This window comes from Kribbella sp. NPDC048928 (assembly GCF_043197975.1).
Classification (GTDB): Bacteria; Actinomycetota; Actinomycetes; order Propionibacteriales; family Kribbellaceae; genus Kribbella.
Window position 1 is genome coordinate 292,285 of sequence record NZ_JBICUC010000009.1, and the last position, 20,403, is coordinate 312,687.

The 20,403-nt window shown below is 68.4% G+C and carries 17 protein-coding genes; 7 read left to right on the forward strand and 10 right to left on the reverse strand.

Translation table 11 applies throughout. The features are described 5' to 3' along the window. Positions 1-43 precede the first annotated feature (43 nt). The 4 genes from ACGFI6_RS34405 (at position 44) to ACGFI6_RS34420 (ending at position 5,927) form a co-directional block, all read left to right on the forward strand. Positions 44-2,740 (forward strand): AAA family ATPase, encoded by a 2,697-nt coding sequence (locus tag ACGFI6_RS34405; RefSeq protein ID WP_393126115.1) that lies wholly within the window; start codon positions 44-46, stop codon positions 2,738-2,740. 9 nt (positions 2,741-2,749) lie between these two features. After that, positions 2,750-3,940 (forward strand): cytochrome P450, encoded by a 1,191-nt coding sequence (locus ACGFI6_RS34410; protein WP_393126117.1) that lies wholly within the window; start codon positions 2,750-2,752, stop codon positions 3,938-3,940. A gap of 97 nt (positions 3,941-4,037) precedes the next feature. Next, positions 4,038-4,667 (forward strand): DedA family protein, encoded by a 630-nt coding sequence (locus ACGFI6_RS34415; RefSeq protein ID WP_393126118.1) that lies wholly within the window; start codon positions 4,038-4,040, stop codon positions 4,665-4,667. A 78-nt stretch (positions 4,668-4,745) separates the two neighbouring features. Then, complete coding sequence (locus ACGFI6_RS34420; RefSeq protein ID WP_393126119.1) at positions 4,746-5,927, forward strand: hypothetical protein; 1,182 nt, start codon at positions 4,746-4,748, stop codon at positions 5,925-5,927. Here the strand turns inward: ACGFI6_RS34420 and ACGFI6_RS34425 are convergent. Beyond that, complete coding sequence (locus ACGFI6_RS34425) at positions 5,922-6,746, reverse strand: acyltransferase domain-containing protein (protein ID WP_393126121.1); 825 nt, start codon at positions 6,744-6,746, stop codon at positions 5,922-5,924. The two genes, ACGFI6_RS34420 and ACGFI6_RS34425, sit on opposite strands and share 6 nt — an antisense overlap. Positions 6,747-6,796: 50 nt before the next feature. Between ACGFI6_RS34425 and ACGFI6_RS34430 the strand changes: the two genes are divergently transcribed. Both ACGFI6_RS34430 and ACGFI6_RS34435 read left to right on the forward strand, forming a co-directional pair. Next, positions 6,797-7,630 carry a helix-turn-helix domain-containing protein gene (locus tag ACGFI6_RS34430; protein ID WP_393126124.1) on the forward strand — a complete coding sequence of 278 codons (834 nt, stop codon included), beginning with the start codon at positions 6,797-6,799 and terminating at the stop codon, positions 7,628-7,630. 10 nt (positions 7,631-7,640) lie between these two features. Beyond that, the gene (locus tag ACGFI6_RS34435) at positions 7,641-7,997 is read left to right on the forward strand and encodes a VOC family protein (protein WP_393126125.1); all 357 of its coding nucleotides are present in this window, start codon (positions 7,641-7,643) and stop codon (positions 7,995-7,997) included. Positions 7,998-8,000: 3 nt separating this feature from the next. On the opposite strand, the gene ACGFI6_RS34440 is transcribed toward ACGFI6_RS34435, so the two are convergent. Genes ACGFI6_RS34440 through ACGFI6_RS34460 form a run of 5 tightly spaced genes read right to left on the reverse strand, consistent with a single transcriptional unit; the run spans position 8,001 to position 13,674 of the window. Next, positions 8,001-9,170 (reverse strand): Gfo/Idh/MocA family protein, encoded by a 1,170-nt coding sequence (locus ACGFI6_RS34440; RefSeq protein ID WP_393126127.1) that lies wholly within the window; start codon positions 9,168-9,170, stop codon positions 8,001-8,003. Then, on the reverse strand, positions 9,167-10,219 hold the full coding sequence (locus ACGFI6_RS34445; RefSeq protein ID WP_393126130.1) for a Gfo/Idh/MocA family protein: 1,053 nt from the start codon (positions 10,217-10,219) through the stop codon (positions 9,167-9,169). Before ACGFI6_RS34445 ends, ACGFI6_RS34440 begins: the two co-directional genes overlap by 4 nt. A gap of 46 nt (positions 10,220-10,265) precedes the next feature. Then, the gene (locus ACGFI6_RS34450; protein ID WP_393126132.1) at positions 10,266-11,891 is read right to left on the reverse strand and encodes a hypothetical protein; all 1,626 of its coding nucleotides are present in this window, start codon (positions 11,889-11,891) and stop codon (positions 10,266-10,268) included. A gap of 29 nt (positions 11,892-11,920) precedes the next feature. After that, the gene (locus ACGFI6_RS34455; RefSeq protein ID WP_393126134.1) at positions 11,921-12,829 is read right to left on the reverse strand and encodes a carbohydrate ABC transporter permease; all 909 of its coding nucleotides are present in this window, start codon (positions 12,827-12,829) and stop codon (positions 11,921-11,923) included. After that, positions 12,826-13,674, reverse strand: coding sequence for an ABC transporter permease (locus ACGFI6_RS34460; RefSeq protein WP_393126136.1), 849 nt, complete (start codon positions 13,672-13,674; stop codon positions 12,826-12,828). The genes ACGFI6_RS34455 and ACGFI6_RS34460 overlap by 4 nt, the downstream gene beginning before the upstream one ends. Positions 13,675-13,998: 324 nt before the next feature. Here ACGFI6_RS34460 and ACGFI6_RS34465 point away from each other — a divergent pair, with 324 nt between their 5' ends. Beyond that, a complete protein-coding gene (locus ACGFI6_RS34465; protein WP_393126138.1) occupies positions 13,999-14,970 on the forward strand; it encodes a LacI family DNA-binding transcriptional regulator in 972 nt (323 codons plus the stop codon). Between the two features lie 28 nt (positions 14,971-14,998). Here ACGFI6_RS34465 and ACGFI6_RS34470 read toward each other — a convergent pair whose 3' ends face one another. The 4 genes from ACGFI6_RS34470 to ACGFI6_RS34485 form a co-directional block, all read right to left on the reverse strand. Further along, complete coding sequence (locus tag ACGFI6_RS34470; RefSeq protein ID WP_393126140.1) at positions 14,999-16,123, reverse strand: hypothetical protein; 1,125 nt, start codon at positions 16,121-16,123, stop codon at positions 14,999-15,001. Positions 16,124-16,197: 74 nt separating this feature from the next. Further along, positions 16,198-16,485: a 4a-hydroxytetrahydrobiopterin dehydratase gene (locus ACGFI6_RS34475; protein WP_393126142.1), complete on the reverse strand. Its 288-nt coding sequence runs from the start codon at positions 16,483-16,485 to the stop codon at positions 16,198-16,200. 9 nt (positions 16,486-16,494) lie between these two features. After that, positions 16,495-18,966, reverse strand: coding sequence for a glycoside hydrolase domain-containing protein (locus tag ACGFI6_RS34480; RefSeq protein WP_393126144.1), 2,472 nt, complete (start codon positions 18,964-18,966; stop codon positions 16,495-16,497). Between the two features lie 87 nt (positions 18,967-19,053). Beyond that, positions 19,054-20,379 carry a hypothetical protein gene (locus ACGFI6_RS34485; RefSeq protein ID WP_393126146.1) on the reverse strand — a complete coding sequence of 442 codons (1,326 nt, stop codon included), beginning with the start codon at positions 20,377-20,379 and terminating at the stop codon, positions 19,054-19,056. Between the last annotated feature and the right edge of the window lie 24 nt (positions 20,380-20,403).

Here is a 20,403-nt window from a genome sequence, read left to right on the forward strand (position 1 = left end):
GGACCATCGCATCAGGTGGGGGACCTGGTGCACACTGCGAGACATGCTCATCGGGCGGGACGCGGAGCGCCGGGTGGTCGAGCAACTGGTCGCGGGGGCGCGGGTCGGAGCCGCAGGCGTACTGCTCGTCACCGGCGAGCCCGGCATCGGCAAGACCACCTTGCTGGACGAGGCTGCTGCACTGGCCGGCGGGCTGCAGATCTTGAGAGCACGCGGTACGGAGGCGGAGCGTGAGGTGCCGTTCGCAGCACTCCTCCAGCTGCTGCGGCCCGCACTGGCAGACCTGGACCGCATCCCTGGACCACAACGGTCAGCGCTGTCTGCTGCGCTGGCGCTAGGCGCCGTTGACGCCGGGCCCGCGGACCGCTTCGCTGTCGGCGCCGCAACCCTCAGTCTGATCTGCCGGTACGCCGAGACCACGCCCCTGGTCCTGATCATCGATGACGCGCACCTGCTGGACCGTCCGTCCGCGGAGGCGCTCTTGTTCGCGGCCAGGCGCCTGGTGGCCGACCCGATCGTCATGCTGATCGCGGCTCGCCTCCACGAACCGCATCCGTTCGAGGCCGACCTGCCACGGCTCCTGCTCGAAGGCATCCCGCTCGAAGCCGCCCGGCAGATAGTGCATCAGCTGCCGAACGACCTGGTCGAGCAACTGCACCAGACCGTGGCAGGGAACCCGCTGGCGTTGCTGGAGCTGGCCGACGATCCGGACCGCTTGCACCGGATGCCGCCGGGTGTGCCGTTCCCGGTCCCCGCGATGCTCGCAGAAGCCTTTGCCAGCAGGGCAAACAGGCTGAGTACGGACGCGCGTACTGCATTGCTCGTCGCGGCTGTGGACGACTGCGAACTCGGGGCGGTGTCGCGAGTGTGTACGGAGCTCGGCGTAGACGTCACCGCATTGGAGGAGGGCGAGGCGGCCGGTCTGGTCTCCATCCGCGACGGTGAGGTCCAGTGGCGGCACCCCCTGGTCCGCTCTGCGATCTACACGAGCGCCGACCCGGCAGAACGACGCACCGTGCATCGTGCTGTCGCTCTGGCGACACCGGACCGCGACCGACGGGCCTGGCATTTGTCCGAGGCAGTACTGGGTGCTGACGACGACGTGGCGGCCGGACTGGTCGTTACGGCCGAGCATGCGGCTGCCCGTGGTGCACACGCGGTCGCCGCGACGGCATACGAGCGAGCTGGGCGGCTGAGCCGGGGTGCGCCGGATCGTGCGGTCAGGCTGGTCGCAGCAGGCGAGGCAGCCTGGTCTGCAGGGTTGGCAGAGCGGGCCGAGGCGTTGCTGGGCGATGCGTTGGTCCTGCAGCCGCCGCCACAGGTGCGGATCCGGGCGCAGGAGATCCGTGGCGACATCGAGGTGAAATGCGGGTCGCCACGGCGCGCCCGCGACATCCTGGTCGCGGCCGCGGCGGAGTCCACGGATCCCGCCATCGCCACGGGATTGCTCGCCGATGCCGTCGGTGCCTGCTTCCGCCTGTGCGACGCTGCTGCCGGGCTAGCGGTGGCGTACGACCTCGACAGTCTGCTGCCCGCGGTCGTGCGGCCTGGTCCGCGCATCATCGGCATGCTCGCGAGTGGCGTGGCGAAGGTGCTCGCGGGAAGCGGTGGGACGGACCAGATCCGCGCGGCGATCGCCCTGGCGCCGTCCGACGAGCTGGACCGCGATCGCCGGCGCCAGGTCTGGATGGTGATGGCTGCGCTCTTCCTTCGGGAGACCGACACCGGTCGCACGCTCCTGCAGCAGGCGATGCTCGAGCGGCGTGAGCAGGTCGCCCTCGGTACGTTGCCTGGTCTGCTGTTCGTACTGGCCCGCGACGACGCGACCACGGATCGGTGGGCCGATGCGGCGACGTCGTACGACGAGGGGATCCGGCTGTCGCGCGAGACAGGTCAAACGACTGAGCTGGCGATGAACCTGGCCGGGCTGGCGTGGCTGATGTCCCACCAGAGCAGGGCGGAATGCCAGGAGCTTGCGGTGGAGTCACTGCGGCACTGTGCGGAGCATGAGATTCATCTAGGTACGGTGTGGTCCCTGTTCGCACTGGGCGACCTGGAGCTGGGGCGGGGCGACCCGGCTGCCGCGTTACCGCAGTACGAGCGGTTGGTCGACGTACTGGCTGAGTACGGTCTGAAGGACCCGGATCTCTCACCGGCACCTGAGCTGGCTGAGGTGTACCTGCGGCTGGGACGTCCCGACGACGCGCAGCGGGTGGTACGCGAACACTCTGCACAGGCCGAGGCGAAGGGGCAGCCGTGGTCGCTGGCGCGGGCGGCCCGGGCGCGCGGTGTGGTCGGTGAGAGCGAGCCGGACTTCGTACAAGCGCTCTCACGGCACGAGGAGACGCTGGATGCGTTCGAGTTGGCACGGACCCGGCTGACGTACGGGGCCTGGTTGCGGCGGGCACGGCGGCGCGTGGACGCGCGTAGTCAACTGCGGCTCGCTGTCGAAGGGTTCGACGCACTCGGTGCACTTGGGTGGGCCGACCAGGCAGCGGCCGAGCTCAAGGCGACGGGGGAGACCGCACGGCGGCGCGTGCCGAGCACTGCGGACGAGCTGACCCCACAGGAGCGGCAGATCGCCGTACTGCTCGCAGACGGCAACAGCATCCGGGAAGCAGCAGCCCGCCTGTTCCTGAGCCCCAAGACCGTCGAGTACCACCTGCGCAAGGTGTACGCGAAGCTCGGCATCCACTCCCGCACGGAACTGGCCGAACAACTCACCCCTGGGCGAACGTAGGCTGGCTGGATGCGGCAGCCGTTCACCGAGACCAGCGGGATCGCCCGGCACTGGGGGTTCGAGGACCTCGCTTCCACCGGACCCGTGCAGCGCTTCACGATGTTCACCGGCGTCCCCGTCCAGCTCGTCACCGGGTACGCCGAGACGCGCGCCCTGCTCGCTCACCCCGACGTGGTGCGCTCGTCGATGGAGGGACCGCACCGCGACGTGGTGATGGACGACCTGATCGCGAGCACCGAGCAGCACATGCTGAACTTCAACCCGCCCGACCACACGCGGCTGCGCAAACTCGTCACGGCCGCGTTCACCCGCCGCCGGATCGAGGCGCTGGAGCCGCGGATCCGTGAGATCGCCACCAGCCTGCTCGACGAGCTGGACGGCCCTGAGCACCCGGACGGGCCCGTCGACCTGGTGAACGCCTACAGCTATCCGCTGCCGATCACGGTGATCTGCGAGCTGATCGGCATCCCGGCCGTGCGTCGCGACGACTTCCGGCGCTGGTCGTCGGTGTTCGTGAACGCGGCCGTGCACACCCCGGAGGAGTACGTCGACGCGATCACGCTGATGCGTACGTTCGTCCACGAGCTGATCGCGCAGAAGCGGCAGGCGCCGACCGACGACCTGCTGTCCGGGCTGATCGCGGTCCAGGACGACGGCGATCGGCTGAGCGAGGACGAGCTCACCTCGATGGTGTTCCTGCTGCTCGCGGCCGGCCACGAGACGACCGTCAGCCTGATCAGTAACGGAGTACACGCTCTGCTTCGGCATCCCGAGCAGCTGGAGCTGCTCAAGGCCGAGCCCGAGCGGCTGCCCGCGGCCGTCGAGGAACTGCTCCGGTACGACGGCCCGCTGCAGGCCGCGATCCCGTACGTCGCCCGCGCGCCGATCGAGATCGCCGGCACCCGGATCGAGACCGGCGAGGTGATCGTGTTCGCGCTGCTGCCTGCGAACCGCGACGTCCGGAAGGTGGAGCGCGCCGACGAGCTCGACGTCACCCGCTCCGACTCCGCGCATCTCGCGTTCGGGCACGGCATCCACCACTGCCTCGGCGCCCCGCTGGCGCGGCTGGAGGGGCGGGTCGCGCTGGAGTTGCTGTTCGCGCGGTTCCCGCGGTTGCGGCTCGCCGTACCGGAGCAGGACCCGCCGCGGCTCCCGAGCTTCCTGATGAACGCGATCCGCGAACTGCCCGTACTGCTCTGACCACTCCCCGCTGCCGGACCTGAACAGAGCGTGAACCGCGCCTGAATGACATCGATGGGATTGCGGCAACCTTGACGAGCAATGGCATGCTTTCGGGGTGACAGAGTTGATGGAGGTCGCGCGACACCTGCTCGGTATTGCGATGGCCTCGCACTGGCTGCTGCTCATCCTGTTCGTCGCCGCGGCGGTCGACGCGGTGTTCCCGGTGGTCCCGAGCGAGGGCATGGTGATCACCGCCGGCATGGCTGCGGCCGCCGGCCACCAGAACCTGCTGCTCGTGATCACGGTCGCGATGCTCGGCTCGGTGATCGGCGAGTCCACCTGCTACTTCCTGGGCCGTGGCTCCGGCCCGGCGCTGCACCGCTGGATGAAGCGCCAGGAGCGCCGCCAGCAGCTCTACGAACGGGTCGCTGCCGCGCTGCACAAGCGCGGCGGGCTGATCTTGATGACGGTCCGGTACATCCCGGGCGCGCGGATGGTCGCGACGCTGACCGCGGGTGCGACGCGGTACTCGTTCAAGAAGTTCATCGTGTTCACGTTCGCGGGCGTGACGATCGCCTACACCTACGTCGCCCTGCTCGGGTACGTCGGCGGTGACGCGTTCGCGCACGACCAGCTCAAGGGCCTCGCGTTCAGCCTGGGCCTGGCCGCGACCATCGGTCTGGTCGTCGAGACCTCCCGCCGGATCGTGGTCCGGCGCCGCGCGGCGAAAGTCACGGGCGCCTAACAATCCCCGCCCCGGTTCTCCGGCCGGCGCGTGTCCCGCACCAACCTTTCGCGCAATCCGTGCGTCAGTAGACAAGTGGTGAGGGCTGGGGTGAACCTCGCGGCCGTTGTGCTCGTAGGTGCAGCGGTCCTGGCAGGGTGTGCCGACGTACCGCTCCAAGGCGCCTCGTCGCCCTCGCCGAAACCCACCGGCAAACCGACTGCCAAACCCAGCACCACACCGTCAAAGCCACCGACGCCCACAAAACCGTCGACGCCGGTCACGACGCCGCCTCCGGTTGGGAAGCTGCCTGCTGCGGCTCCGGTACTGCGGGCGTTCCCGGGCCGGCTGCCCACCGGCAAGCCGCCGCTGTTCGTCGTGGTCTCGTTCGACGGCGCCGGCGACCTCGGCCTCTGGGCGCACTGGCGGGCGGTCGCCAAGCAGGTGAACGCGCGGATGACGTTCTTCCTGTCCGGCCCCTACCTGTACCCCGAGGCGCGTCGCACGGACTACAAACCCCCGTACAAGAAGCCCGGCGCGTCCGACATCGGCTGGGGCGACAACGCCAACATCCTTGGCCGGACGAAGGTCCTGCGGGACGCGATCGCCGAGGGCCACGAGATCGGCACCCACGCGAACGGCCACTTCTGCGGCACGAACGGCATCGGCCGCTGGACGACCGCGCAGTGGACCGCCGAACTGGCCGCGTTCGACCGGATGGTGCGGACCGGGCCGTCGCTCGCGGCGGGCAAGACGGTCGCACCGCCGTTCGACCCGGCGACCGTGAAGGGCATGCGGACGCCGTGCCTGGAGGGCAACCGGGCCGCGTACCGGGCTGCCATGGTGAAGCGCGGCATGCTGTACGACGCGTCCGCGCCCGGGTACATCACCTGGCCGAAGAAGCAGAACGGCGTCTGGAATTTCCCGCTCGAGTCCGTGACGCTCGCCGGGACGAGCAAGAAGACGCTGACGATGGACTACAACCTCTGGTACGCGCAGACGCAGGCACGCAAGGCCCCGCTCGCCCAGGCGCCGGCGTTCAAGGCGCAGGTGCTGGCGACGTACCGGGCGGCGCTGGCGCAGTCGCGGGCGAGCGGCAACCCGCCGCTGTTCCTCGGCAACCACTTCAACCACTGGAACAACAGCGTGTACTCCGACGCGCTCACGCAGTTCGTGCAGGAGACGTGCAAGCAGCCCGACGTCCGCTGCGTGTCGAACATGGAGCTGGCGAGCTGGCTGACCAAGTACGGCGTACCGAGCAGCCGGCCCCGCCCGTCATAGCTCCAGGTAGCCGTACCCGCTCTGCCAGGTGCCGCCGTCCTTGATCCGGCCGACGACCAGCCGCTGCAGCGTGGTGTCCTGCGGGAGCTCGTCGAGCTGGTCGGTGCCGTGGGTACGGAACGTGAAGAAGATCGCGCTGTCCTGGCTGTCGTTCGGCGTCCCGTACGGCGTGAAGCGGCGGCCGAACTTCACCATGTTCGAGTCCTGCGGGAGATGGTCCAGCAGGTACGGGTCGATCAGCCACGACCAGAGCGTCGCGATCCGCACCGGGTGCTCCGGGAAGTACCGCGGGAAGAACTCGCGCGCCTGCTGCAGGCTGTCGTCGACCAGCTCGGGCGTCAGCGGGCCGGTCTCCGGGATGTGCACGCCGATCACCCACTCGCCGGTCGGTACGCCCGGCACCGGGTCGTCGTCAGTGACCTCGTACAGCATGTACTGCAGCCGGCCGAGCGAGTAGATCTGCCCGTTCCAGAAGTGCCGCAGCCACCAGTGCGTCTCGAGACCGTAGTCGCCGTGGGTCCGCCGGTTGACCTTGAGCTGCTGCCCGAGGTCGGCGAGCGAGGCCCAGCTGATGTCGTCCGGGATGCCGCGCTCGGTGTGGAAGCGGCGGATGTCCGGCACGGTGTCCAGGTACGCCTGCACCGAGACCCGCGGGTCCTCGGGGAACCGCGGATCGGGCTCGCTCCCGAGCTTCCCGACCGCCGCACGCAGCTGGTCGGCCAGGTCCTTCACCGCCGCCGGATCCGGCGAGTACGCCTCCGCGGCCTCCCGATCGGCTTCCGCGAACCCCAGCAGCCGGAACTCCTCAGCAGTCGTCACCGGTCAACGGTAACCGATCCACCCGTCGCCAGAGACTTACGATCTGCCTTGTGAACTATCAGCGGTTCCCGGCTCCCGCGCGGTTGCGGGACGTGATCGAGCATGTCTGGCTGGTCGAGTCCGCACCGCTCGCTGAGCTGCGGCGAGAGGTGCTGATCCCCGACGGGCGGCCCGGTCTGGCTCTTGCGCTGGGCGATCCGGGGACGCGGCACGATCCGGTGACCGGCACCGAGTGGGTGAACGCGGCGTCGGTGTTCGGGGTGATGACGCGGCCGCACGTGCTCGGCCAGGTCGGTACGTCGAGTTATGCGGGCGTCGTGTTCACGCCGTGGGGCCTGGCCGCGTTCGGCTTGCCGGCGCTGGTGGACGAGGTACTCGAGCTGAAGGACTGGGTGGGGGAGAGCGCCGTCGGAGGGCTGGTGGCGGAGCTCCGGGCGGTGCCGTTCGGGGCCGAACGGGCGGAGCGGCTCGCGGGATTTCTCGCGGCGCGGTTGACGGACAGCACCGTACGTTCGGTGACGGTCGAGGCGGTGCGGGCGATCGACGAACTGCGCGGACAGGTGGCGGTCGCGGAGGTCGTACGGCGGTGCGCGACCTCGTACAGCACCTTGTACCGGTTGTTCCGGCGAGATGTGGGGATCGGCCCGAAGCAGTACGCCGAGATCATCCGGTACTACCACTTCGCGGGCGGACTGCTCGGTGGTCCCGCGGACGCGCCCGCGGCGTTGTCCGCGTTCCACGGCTACTACGACCAGGCGCACGCAGCCCGGGACTTCAAGCGCTACACGGGCCTGAGCGCCACCGAGTTCCGCGCCGTACAGAACGGAATCGCCGCGCTGATGCATGGAAGATCCGTCCAAGACGAAGCCCGGGGCGATGGGTGACGATCAGGGCATGGGACGAATCATTCATGTCGAGATAGTTGCCGAGGACCACGATCGGGCCGCGGCGTTCTACCGCAAGGTGTTCGGCTGGGAGGTGACGCCGGCGCCGGTGCCGGACGGGTACCTGCTCGCCAGGACCGGAGCGGGCGCGGGGATCGACGGCGCGATCATGAGCAGCCGGTACCAGTCGCAGCCGACGATCGCGTGGATCGAGGTCGACGACCTCGAGGCCGCGCTGGAGGCCGCCCGCGTGGCGGGCGGCACTCCGGTCGGCGAGATCCAGGAGCTCCCGGGCGTCGGCCGGCTCAGCTACGTCCGCGACACCGAGAACGTACTGATCGGCCTGCGTTCGCCGGAGGTGTCCTAGGGCTCAGGTCAGGAACGAGTCCCCGCGCCGGGGCTCGGGGATTCCTCCGTTGAGTGCTTGGTAGAACGGGTGTTCCGGCGTCAGTTCGGTCCGGTGGACCGCGACGCCGGTCATCGCCGACGCGTACAGAGCGGCGACGAATTCCATCGTCGGTCGCGTGCTGGCCAGCGTGGTGTCGTGGGACCTGCCGGCCAGTAGGTCGTCGACCAGATGGCCGAGCTGGGCGATGTGGTTGCTCGGCACGTCCGCACCTGCCGATGCGGTCCACGGGTTGGCTTCGGCGCCGTCGGCCTCGGTGGGAGATTTCCGGTTTCCGGGATCCATGCCGAGCGTCGCCGCCGTGGCGGCGTCGGGCGTCGGGCGGAACGTCCAGTCCTTGTCCGCGTAGCCGTACAGGTGGTTCACCTCGAGCGTTCCACCGGTGGTGTCGATCCGGATCCGGCTCAGCTCTCGCGGAGACAGGAGGCTGTTGACCACGCTCGCCACCGCACCGCTCTCGAAGGTCACCGTCGCGAGCGACACGTCCTCGAACTCGACCGGGCGATCCAGCCGTACGGCGGTGGCGCTGATCGTCCGCCACGGTCCGAGCAGATGCAGCAGCAGGTCGATCTGGTGAATGCCGTGACCGAGGGTCGGCCCGCCACCTTCACCGACCCAGGTGCCGCGCCACTCCGGGTCGAAGTAGCTGACCGGCCGGAACCACAGCGTCTCGCAGACCGCGACCAGCGGTCGGCCGAGTGCGCCGCGACCGAGCAGGTCCGCGGCCCGCAACGCCCCGGACCCGTGCCGGTGCTGGAAGACGACCAGCACCGAGCCCGTACTGGCCCGCTCGGCCGCCGCGACCGCGTCCATCTCGGCGAGGCTCAGCACCGGCGGCTTCTCCAGCAGCACCGACTTGCCGGCGGCCAGCACCTCGATCGCGATCTCGGCATGGCTGCCGGGCGGCGTCGTCACCGAGACCAGGTCCGGGTCCTCCGCCGCCAGCAACTCGGTGACGCTCGCGTACGGCGTCGAGTCGTGCTGCTCGGCCAGCTTCTGCGCCTTCTCCACGACGATGTCCGCGACGCCGACGAGAGTGGTACGGCCGGTGTTCGCGTACGCCCTGACGTGCGAGCGGCTGATGTTGCCGCAGCCAACGATCGCGACCTTCAGGACCTGGTCCGGTTCGGTCATCGGGCTGCTCCGCGGATCGCCGCGTTCTGCTGGGCGGTCAGCGCCAGCCGCATCGTCTCGAAGGTGTGCTCCTGCGGCGCGGCCGTGGTGGTCCGCTCCCGGACGTCGCGCACGATGTCCGCGGAGTACGTCGTCGGGACGTCCGAGCAGTCGATGTAGTGCGTGCCCTCCTTGTCGACCAGGAACAGGTGGTTGCCGCCGGGGCGGCCTTCCAGGTCGATGTACTTGCGCATCTCGATGTAGCCCTCGGTGCCGAGCACCGTCAGCCGCCCGTCACCCCACGTCGGCAGGCCGTCCGGTGTGTACCAGTCGACCCGTACGTAGCCCTGGGCGTTGTCGCTGCGCAGCAGGACCTCACCGAAGTCCTGGAGCCCGGGCTCGTCGGTGTTGGCGAAGTTCCCGACCGTGCTCGCCACGACCTCCGCGGTCCGCGCCCCGGTGAACCACAGGAACTGGTCGATCTGGTGCGACGCGATGTCGGTGATGATGCCGCCGTACCGCGCCTTGTCGTAGAACCAGTCCGGACGGCCGTCGCCACCAGCCAGGTGCGCCCGGTCCCCGATCCGGTGCGGCCCGACGCCCATCGTCTGCACGACCGTACCGATCCGGCCCTCGCGGACCAGCTCGCCGGCCTTGAGGACGCACGGGACCTCGAACCGCTCCGAGAACGTCACCGACCAGAACCGGCCGGACTCGGCGACCGCGCGCTCGACGTCCTTCAGTTGCTCGAGGGTGACGCACCCGGGCTTGTCGGCCACCACGTCCTTGCCGGCCCGCAGCGCGGCGACCGCGATCGGCCCCCGGCGGTCCGGTACGGCGGCGGTCACGATCAGGTCGATCCCGTCGGCCGCGATCAGCTCGTCCGGGTCCTCGACGACCGGGACGTCCGGGTACCGCTCGCGAAGCTTGACCGCGACCGAGGCCGCCGGGTCGTCGGTGGCCATCCCGGCGAACTCGGCGCCGGCCCGGATCAGGCCGCCGACCTGACCGAAGATGTGCGAGTGATCGAGTCCGACGGCGGCGAACCTGATGGGCTGACTGGAGGACAAGGTGTTCCTTCCGATCTGTGGTGAGATGCGTTGGCCGGCGGGCGGATCAGCCCGCGGCCTTCAGTGCCTGGGCGAGCTCGTCGGCGATCTTGTCGCCGCCGTCGCTCTTCCACTTCTTTACCGCCGGCGCCCAGGCCGAAACCGGCTTCCGGCCCTGCACGATGTCGTCGGTGACCTGGTTGATGGCGTCGCCGATCTGCTTGCTCTTGCGGTTGCTGGTCTCGGAGTACAAGCCGGCGGCCGGGTCGGCCAGCGCGGTCGGGATCACCGTCTTCATCGCGTTGAACTGGTTCTCCGCGCTGCCGGCCTTCTCGGGCAGGAAGATCGTCCACGGCCCGTCCGCCTGGTACATCAGGCCCAGCTGGACCTCGCTGAAGCCCTTCGCGTTCAGCACCGGATTGCCGTCGACCAGCTTGTGGTGCACGCCGGGCAGCCCGAACTTGCGGAACAGATACTCCTGGGTCCCGAACGGCGTGGCCAGGAAGTTCAGGTAGCCGAGCAGCGTGTCGACCCGGGCCTCGGCCTTCTTGCTGATCGCGGTGACGCCGATCGCGGGCGAGCCCAGCCAGACGTTGCCGGCCCCCGAGCCGTCGTGCTTCGGCGGCGCGATGATCGCGATCTCGGCGTTGTCGTCGGTGAAGGTCTGCAAGTAGGTCGGCCAGCCGCTGAGCGTGTCCTGGACGAGCGGGCTCGAGCCGTTCGCGAACCGGGTCTTCATGTCCAGGTTCTGCCCGGCGTACGCGTCCGGGTGGATGTAGCCCGACTTCCAGAGCTTCTGCAGGATCGCGAAGACCTCTTCGTGGCCGTCGTGTTCCAGGTTGCTGACCAGCTTGTCGCCGTCCTTGCTCCAGTTGTTCGGGATCCCGAACATGTTCCGGACGAACTGGGTCGGCGCGGTGGCCAGCGCGAAGCGGTTCAGCTTCTTGTTCGTCAGGCCCTTGCAGAGCTCGAGGAACTCGTCGGCGCTCTTCACCTCGGGGTTCAGCCCCTGCGCCTTGAGGATGTCGCCGCGGCTGTACATCACCTGCGAGCTGATCGCCCCGCGCGGGATCGGGACGCCGTAGATCTTGCCGTCGAACATGCCCGAGTTCCAGGCGACCTCCGGCAGGTTCGCCAGGTACGGGTACTTCTTGATGTTGTCCCCGGACAGGTGCGGTGTCAGGTCGACGGCCTTCGCCGCCAGCATCTGCGGCTTCTGCGGGATCCCGCCGACCACGAACAGGTCGCCCAGCTGGTCGCCGGCGACCACGGTGGCGAACTTCTTGTCGTAGTCCACCGACGGCGTCAGGTTCACCTGGACCGGCGAACCGACGCGCTTGTTGAACTCCTGCCAGAACGTGTTCTGCTCGAGCTTCGGCGGGATCGGCGTGTTCGTGTACGTCGTCACCGTGATCGGCTTGCCGTCGCCCGGAGCCTCGGTGATCGCCTGGACCGGGTTCGCCGGGTACTTGTTGAACGCGTCCGGGATGTTGTACTCGGCGCCCGCCAGATCAGGCTTCACGCCGGTGTAGCGCTCGTACGTGGGCCGGATCTTGGTCTGGGTTGCCGCGTCGTTGCCCGCCCCCGAGGCGCCGCGGCCGTCGTTGGAGCAGGCGGCCGTACCGGCCAGCCCGAGCGCCGCGGCACCGGCCAGCACGGCTCTGCGGCCGAGCCGCGCATCGTAGACACTCATTGGTGTTCCCTCTCTTCGAAGTCTGTGGGTCAGCCCTTGACGGCGCCGGTGAGGACGCCCTTGGCGAAGTGCCGCTGGATGAACGGGTAGACGCAGAGCACCGGGACGATCGAGATCATCAGGATCGCCATCTGGATGGAGGTCTGCGGTGGTACCGCCTCGCTGCCGAGGCCGAGGTCCTGGCCGCCGATCTCGACGCCGTTCACGACGTAGGTCCGCAGCACCAGCTGCAGCGGCCACTTGGCGCTGTCGTTGAGGTACAACATCGCGTTGAAGAAGCTGTTCCAGTAGCCGACGCCGTAGAACAGCCCGATCACGGCGATCACCGCCTTGGACAGCGGCAGGCCGATGTGCCGGAAGAGCTTCCACTCCGAGGCACCGTCGATCCGGGCCGCATCGATGATCTCGGCGGGCAGGCCGACGAAGAACGAGCGGACGACGATCACGTTGAACGCGCTCACGCTGACCGGCACGATCACGGCCCACAGGCTGTTCAGCAGTCCGAACTGCTGGACGACCAGGTAGGACGGGATCAGTCCCGGGTTGAACAGCAGGCTGACCAGTACGAGCAGCAGCAGCGCCCGGTTGCCGACCGTGCCGCGACGGCTCAGTGCCCAGCCGAGCGTGCAGGTCAGCAGGATCGCGATCGTGGTCCCGACGGCCGTCACGAAGCCGCTGATCAGCAGCGCCTGGGTCACGGTCCCGCCGGACAGGATCGACCGGTACGCCGTGAAGTCGAGCCCGTGCGTCGGGAACATCACGAACCCGCCGGCCTTGGTCACCTCGTCGGGGGTGGCGAGGCTGGTCGAGATCACGCCGATGAACGGCACCACGACGATCGCGCAGATGACGGTCAGGAAGACGGCCTTGCCGATGCGTTCCGCGAGGCCCGGCATCGGCATCCCGCCGACCATCGTGGTCGGTGCTTTGGTTTTCATCCGCGGTACACGCCTTCCTCGCCGAGGCGGTGAGCGATCTTGTTGGCGGACAGCACCAGGGCCAGGGCGACGGCGCTCTTCACCAGGCCGACCGCCGCTGCCACCCCCCAGTTCCCGCCGAGGATGCCGTTGTTGTAGACGTACGTGTCGAGGACATCGCTGGCATCGACACCGACCGCCTGTTGTTGCAGGACGATCTGCTCGAACCCGACCGTCAGCGAGTCGCCGAGCTTGAGGATCAGCAGCAGGATGATGATCGGCTTGAGGCCGGGCAGGGTGACGTGCCAGGTCTGCCGCCAGCGGCTGGCGCCGTCCACCGCCGACGCCTCGTAGAGCGCACGGTCGATCTGGGACAGCACGGCCAGGAAGAGGATCGTCGCCCAGCCGGTGTCCTTCCAGAGCACCTGCGACGTGAGCAAGGCCCGGAACGCTTCCGCGTTGCCGATGATGTGCATCGGGCCGTACCCGTGGCCGCGCAGCCAGTTGTTGATCATGCCGGTGCCGCCGAGCACCTGCTGGAAGATCGCGACCACGATCACCCAGGACATGAAGTGCGGCAGGTAGATGACCGTCTGGACGAACTGCCGGAGCTTGTTCGAGAGCAGGCTGTGCAGCACCAGGGCCACCACGATCGGCGCCGGGAAGACGATCACGGTCTGGATCGCGGTCAGCACCAGGGTGTTCTTGACCGCATTCAGGAATTCCGGGTCACCGCTGAAGATGACGGAAAAATTTTGGAATCCGGACCACAGACTCTTACCTATCCCGAGGTACGGCTGATAATCCTGAAAAGCAATGATATTGCCCCACAGCGGGTAGTACTGGAATGCCAGCAGGATCAGCATTCCGGGGACCGCGAGCAGGAGTACGGGGTAGTCACGCCTCAGACGCACTAGCAGCGAGCGCTTCCGGACCCCCGTGGGGTGGGAGGAATCCGCAGCTCGCGACGCTTCGTCACGCACCCGAGGAGCGGTGTCAGCTTCAGCCACAGGCTCTCCCTGGTCGTCAGAATAAAAAGTGATCGATCCACTTCTGAGCCGGTAGCTAACCGCAGCATTGTTGGGGTGTCAAGACCCGGTGATACGCTGCGGAGCGCAAGACACGTCGTTGTGTCCGGAGGGGGGAACGTGGCAGAGTCAGCATCCAGACGGCCGGCCACCATCCACGAAGTGGCGAGCCTGGCCGGCGTCTCGCACACGACCGTGTCGAGGTACCTGCAGGACAAGGACAGCCTGAAACCGAAGACCCGGATCAAGGTCGAGTACGCCGTGAAGACCCTCGACTACCGGCCGAACCTGGTGGCGCGGTCGATGCGCACCCGGCACACGAACCGGCTCGCGATCGTGCTCGCCTCCGGAGACCATTTTCCCGGGCGGCTGCTGGCCGCGGCGTCGCGGACCGCTCACGAGGCAGGGTTCCAGGTCGAGATCGTCAGCGTCGAAGGTGGTTCCGCGGCGCGTTCGGTTCGGGTCGACGAACTGGCGAGGTCGGGACAGGTCGAGGGCATTCTCGCCCTGTCACCGCTCAACCTGAAAGGCAAGAAGGCGAACCGGGTGCCGATCGTCGAGAGCAGTGCCTACGACGACAAGCTGCACGACCTCGCGGATTTCGCCGACGCCGGCGTGATTCGGGAGGCCATCGAGTACCTCGCCGGGCTGGGACATCGGACCTTCCTGCACCTCTCCGGCGACCTGGAGAGCTTCGCCTCGGCACGCAACCGCAAGCAGGTCTACCTGGAGACCGTCGAGCGCCTGGGCCTGACCTCGGTCGGCGCCGTCGACGGCGACTGGTCCGCGCAGTCCGGGTACGACGCCATCACCATGCTGCCGGCCGACACCGCTGTGACAGCCGTCGTGGCGGCGAACGACCTGATCGCGATGGGCGCGATTCGCGCAGCATCGGAGCGTGGCTGGAGCGTGCCTGGCGACCTCAGCGTTTTCGGCTGGAATGACGATGAGATGGGCAGGTTCACGACGCCGTCGCTGTCCACGGTGTCGGTGGACCGCGAGGCGCAGGGTCGTGCCCTGATCCGTCGGCTCGTTGCGGAGATCCGCGACGAACCGGTCCCGGCGCCGCCCACCGGTATCAACCGCCTGATCTTCCGCGAGTCGACCGCGCCGCCGCCAGCTCAGCGGCGGTGACGGCCGGCCGCGTCGTCGGGCGGGCTGATCAGCGTTCTTCGGCGAGGCCGAGGTAGAGGATTTGCGGGTTGGCCGGGTTGAAGGCCAGGGACGGGATGCCGTCGTTGCGGTTGTGGTGTTTGGTGAGCGCGCCGGTGGAGGGCACGAAGCGGTAGAGATCGGCGCCGAAGTTCGCGAACGAGGTGCCGTAGCTGAAGTAGAGCAGGTCCGGATCGGTCGGCGAGGCCCACAGATGGTTGCCGTTGATCAGCGTGGCCCGCGATTGGTCCAGCACCTCGCGGAACTTCAGCCCGCCGTCGGTGGACTCCCAGATGAACCGGGTCGCCCGGTCCCGGTCGTACCCCTCCATCCACACCTTCGACGGATCGGCCGGCGACATCACCACGGTGAACGCGTTCACTCGTTCGACCGGGCGCGATTGCGTCCAGGTACGGCCGCCGTCGAACGTCGTGTAGACACCGTTGGAGCTGACACCGATGACGATGTGGTCGGGGTTCCGCGGATCGACGGCAGCGTCGTACAGGAAGAGATTGCGAGCGGCCGGTACGCCGACGCGCTGCCAGCTGGCCCCGTCGTCGGTGGAGTCATACAACTGCCCGTCGCCGGAGACCACCCGCAGCCGTCCCGGGCGCGCGTCGAGCGCGGCAAGTCCGTGCCACTCGACCGGGCCGAGGACCGCGCTGACCCGGCCGCCGTGTACGCGGTAGATCGGCTGGTCGTTGACGCTATAAACGTACGCCGAATCGCCCGGCCCCGGTTGAACGTCGTACGTGGACAGGTCGTCGGGGGTCTTGTCGAGCAACTGCCAGCTGCAGCCGGCGTCGCTGGAGCGCTGGATGGTCTGCTGGCCGATGCTGATCAACGTGTTCGGCTCCTGCAGGGCGGCGACCTTCGCGTACGTGACGGCGCGGAGCTTGCCGGTCGTCGGGGCGAGGATCTCGCCGTCGGTCTCGGTGATCGTCACCGACCCGTCGCCGTACACGGTGTCGCAATGCGGCCGATTCCAGAACCAGCCGGGCTCCGCAGCTTGGGCGGACGTAGGCAGGAGCGCCGAGAGGACGGTCAGGGCGCTGACGAGGATGAGGCGGTGTCCGGTCGGGAGTAACAGCCCCAGGACCCGCCGCGACGGAGTCGCGGCCGAAGATATTGTCATCCCTTAGAATTAAGGGCTTTGGGCACACCACACCAGCGCCTGTCGTGGCCGACAGGCGTCATGACGGGAAGTCGTCAGCCGGCTGCGGTGTCGATGTGCCGGGCCAGGACGAGGTCGTCCTCGGTGATGCCGCCGGCCTCGTGACTGCTGACCCGGAAGGTGATCGTGGTGTAGCGGATGTCGATGTCCGGGTGGTGGTTCATCGACTCGGCGAGCTGCGCGACCGTGGCGACCAGGCGGATGCCGTCCAGGAAGTTGCCGTTCGAGACGCTGCGGACCAGTTCGCCGTCCACGACCTTCCACTCCGGCAGGTGATCGCGCAACGCAAGGTCGATCTGATCGTCGGTCAAAAGGTCAGCCATACGCTCACTCTAGCCTTCAATTGCCGTCAGCGTTGCGATGACCTTGGTGCGCCAGTTGCGGTAGCGCACCGGGTCCTCGGTGAAGGTTCGCTGGTCGGTGACCACGGCGTCGGCGCTGAGGAGTCTGGTGGCCAGGGCCCGCAGTGGCGGCGGGAGCTGCGGGTTGGTCTTCAGGCTCTGGTCGAGCATCCAGAGCAGGTTGTAGTCCTCCATGCCGTCACGGAAGTTCTCCAACCGGATCGATGCCATCGGACCGTTCGGACCCGGGTAGAACATCGAGCCGTCGCCGGCCGTACCGTTGAAGGTCGCTGCCTTCCAGGCCGACAGGATGCCGTCGTTCACGAGCAGCTGGTTCGCGTGGTCGGTGCGCAGCCAGCGGTTCGTGGCGTAGTACAGCATGCCTTCCACACCGGCCTTGTAGGACATTGGCCCGGCCAACGTTCGGCTGTCGATCGGCGGGTAGCCGTTGAACCAGTTCGGCAGCGGGGAGCCGGTCGCGATGTCCGGGTACCACCACGCCTGGTCGCCGCGGGCGCGGGTCCGTTCGGCGACCGCCTGGTTGTAGAGATCCTGCTGCGGTGCCCAGATGTCGACGAGTCCGGCGAGCCCGGTGTCGACGCCCATCGAGTTGTCCCGCAGCGTGGTCAGGATCGGCAGGTCCGGGAACTCCTTCTTCACTGCGGCGAAGGTCTGCTTCGCCGCCTGCAGCAACGGTCCACTGGCCTCGTCGAATCCGTACACGTACGCGTACTTGTCGACCCCCGCAGCCTTGTAGTCGGCCATCGCGGTCCGCAGTTGCGCCATCCACGTATCGATCTGCGCCTGCCACGTCTCCGGCTTGGACGGGTTCAGCAACCCTGCCCACAGGTAGAACGCGTTGAAGTCGCGCAGACCGTAGTGGTCGCGGATGTAGAGCACGTCCTCGACCGGCGTCGGCACGATCACCGGGTTCGCATTCGACGGGATGCACGAGCAGGTGTAGAGCTGGTCCGGCTCGATCTTGTAGTCGTGCAGGAAGGACCAGTACTGGTGCTTGGTCGCCTCCTGCGCCGCTGGATCGGTGATCCCGTAGATGTCGTTCACGATCGCCGGCGTGAACTGGAACGTCGTGTTGAGCTTCGGCGCGTCCAGTGCCGTCACCGGCCAGACCTTCGCTGCAACAGTCATCGTCCGGGTGTGCTTGCCTCCCGCCGAGAACGTGACGGTCACGTGGTACGTCCCGGGCGCCGCGGTCGGCGCGGTCTTCAACCGGATCCAGTACGGCTGGAACGAGTCCGCCGGTACGTCCACCGATTTCAGATCGTCGCGGATCGGATCCGGCGTCCACCCCGCGTACGTGGGGCGGTGGTACTGACTCGTCGGCGTCACGTTCAGCGAACCGACAGGCGCCACCGTCGCTTGCAGTGCACCTGCCTTGCCCGAAACGGAGGTGACCCGCGCCTGTACGTCCGACAGCGGCTCCGCAAACGGCAGTACGACGGCCTGCACGTTCTCGTACTCACCACGCGTCAGCGACACGGAAGGCGCCGTGCCGGTCGAGACGAACGGCAGGTCCTTCGGATACACCAGGCTCATCGAGTCCGCGGACTCCAGCCCGAAGTCCGCCGTACGGGCGTGTGCTCTGGCCTGAATCGTGTTCGCGAGCCGCGGGACTGTCCGCTGCAGCGCCGCAACAGCCGCGTTGAACGGCTTGTACTGCAAGTAAGTCATCGGACCGAGCTGTGAGAGCAGGTCAGCGCACTGCGCCGCCGCGCCCCGCACCTGGCTGCGCAACCGTTCGTCAGCCGCGCCGTGCCCGAGCGACCGGTCGAGGCCCTTGATCTGCTCCGAGAGCTTTGTCAGTACGCCGTTGAAATCCGCCAGCCGCAGCAGTTGCGTCGCAGCCTGGTCCGCGTAGGGCGTCTCGTCGTACGGGTAGCTGTCGACCAGCCGGAACGCGTCGTAGTGGCCGATCACCGGCGTCTTGGACCGCGGTATCGAGAACCCGATGTAGGCGATCCGGCTGATGTCGACCCCGGCGGCCGCGATCGTGCTCAGCCGCAGGTCGATCGGGGTCCAGTCGCGGGCGCGGATCGGGTAGTCGACGCCCCAGGCCTTGTTCGATTGGTCCCGCACCGTGATCCGGCCGACGGTCGTGTAGTCCTGCTCGGTGAAGAAGTCGAAGCCGAGCACGGTGTGCCCGGACCAGTCGGAGACGGGGAGGCTCGGCGTACCGGCGTACAGATTGATGCCGGACGAGGCACTTGCGCCCGGTGTGTTGGCCGGGCCGACGGTGAACTTCAGCCCGGAGCTGCCGTGTGTGGGGTCGGCGGTGCGCTCGAGCTTGTCGGCCTGCGGCAGCGTGACGGTCGCGCCCTGCAGGTCCGCGTCGGTCTCGAAATCCTGGAACACCCCGGCCGGTGCGGCGGCCTGGGCCGGACCCGCCTGGACCAGTCCGGCCACCAATGTCGTTGCGATCAGCAACAATCCGAGCTTTCTCACGGCGCGCGCCTCTCCTCGGTCGACGCGCCCAAGACTGCCCGGGGATCCGCTATATGCGCAAGAGCCTAATTGGAATTTCCGCTGACCTTAATTCAGGCGCTCGTCCAGGAGCTGGTACACCATCGGCGGCCGGCCGACCTTGCCCGCGCGGGCCGCCGGCATCGGCCAGGCCAGTCCGCTGTCGACGAGACCGCGCAGCGTCCGGCGCGCGGTCCGCAACGTGACGCCGAGGATCCCGGCGACCTGTTCGGCATCCACCAGCCGGGCCTCGTCGCCGGACTTGTCGAGGTCCTGGATGAGCATCCGCAGCGTCTCCAGGTCGCGGGTCTCGTCCACGACCGGCGGCACCTCGGTGGCTGGTCCGGCCGGGAGCCTGAGGACGAGCTCGTCGGAGCCGACCAGGTAGGCGAGGTCGGCGTCGTCGGCGACCGCCATCGCGATCGCACGGTACGCGTTGTTCTCCGCCTCGAGCGTGGACCGGCCGAGCCCGATGCCGACCTGCAGATCGAGGTTCAGCGCCTCGCGGACCCGGGCCAGGAACGGTGCCGTCTCGAGCTCGCCGGTGATCGTCTCCAGCGAACCGAGCGTGCTGATCACCAGGAAGCTGGTCTGGTCGTGGGGGAGCACGATCGCGTCCATCCGGCGGGCGTCGTGCAGCAGTTCGTGGTGCAGCGACAGCCGCAGCTCCTGGTACCAGTACTGCGCGGGGCTCGTCCGCGTCGGCAGCGCCGAGTCCGGCACCTGCACGATCACGACCGCGATCCGCGAACGGGACAGCCGCGCGCCGCTCCCGGTCAGGATCGCCGCCCGCAACGTCTCGCGCATCGTCTGCGTCGACGGTCGCATCAGCACGGTCGGCACGCCGTCCGCCTCAAGAGCGTCCGCCACCGCCGCGATCGTGGTGACCGCACCGGAGGTCCGGCCAGCCGCGAAGAGCTTGCGGTGGAACTCCAGGTAGTCGCCTGGCTCGAGCTCCTCCTGGTACGGCCGCACCCGGACCCGCCGCGCGGACAGCCCGACCTCCGCGTAGCAGTCCTTGACCTCCTGCTCCTTGACCGAGTCCACGCTGATCCGGGCGGGGTCGAACGCCGACGTACTCATCGCCTGCACCAGCGCCGCGTGCAAGGCCGCGCTGCTCGGCGGCACGTACAGCCCCGGCACGGCCAGATCACCCTCGGCCAGCGTGCGGTCGTACGACAGCGGGCCGGCGAACAGCAGTACGTCCACGCGCTCCATCAAGGCCCGCGCGCGCTGCGGAGCCTCGCTCTCGTCCTGGTAGACGGCAGGCTCGACGCGCAGCCCCGGCGTACTGCCCTGGCGCGCGATCTGGACCATCCGGCGAACGAACGACTCGCCGCCGACCAGCCCGACCGAGACCTCCTCGTAGCGAGCACCGGTGCCCTGATCCGCCATGACCGCACTGTAACCGCCCTGCCC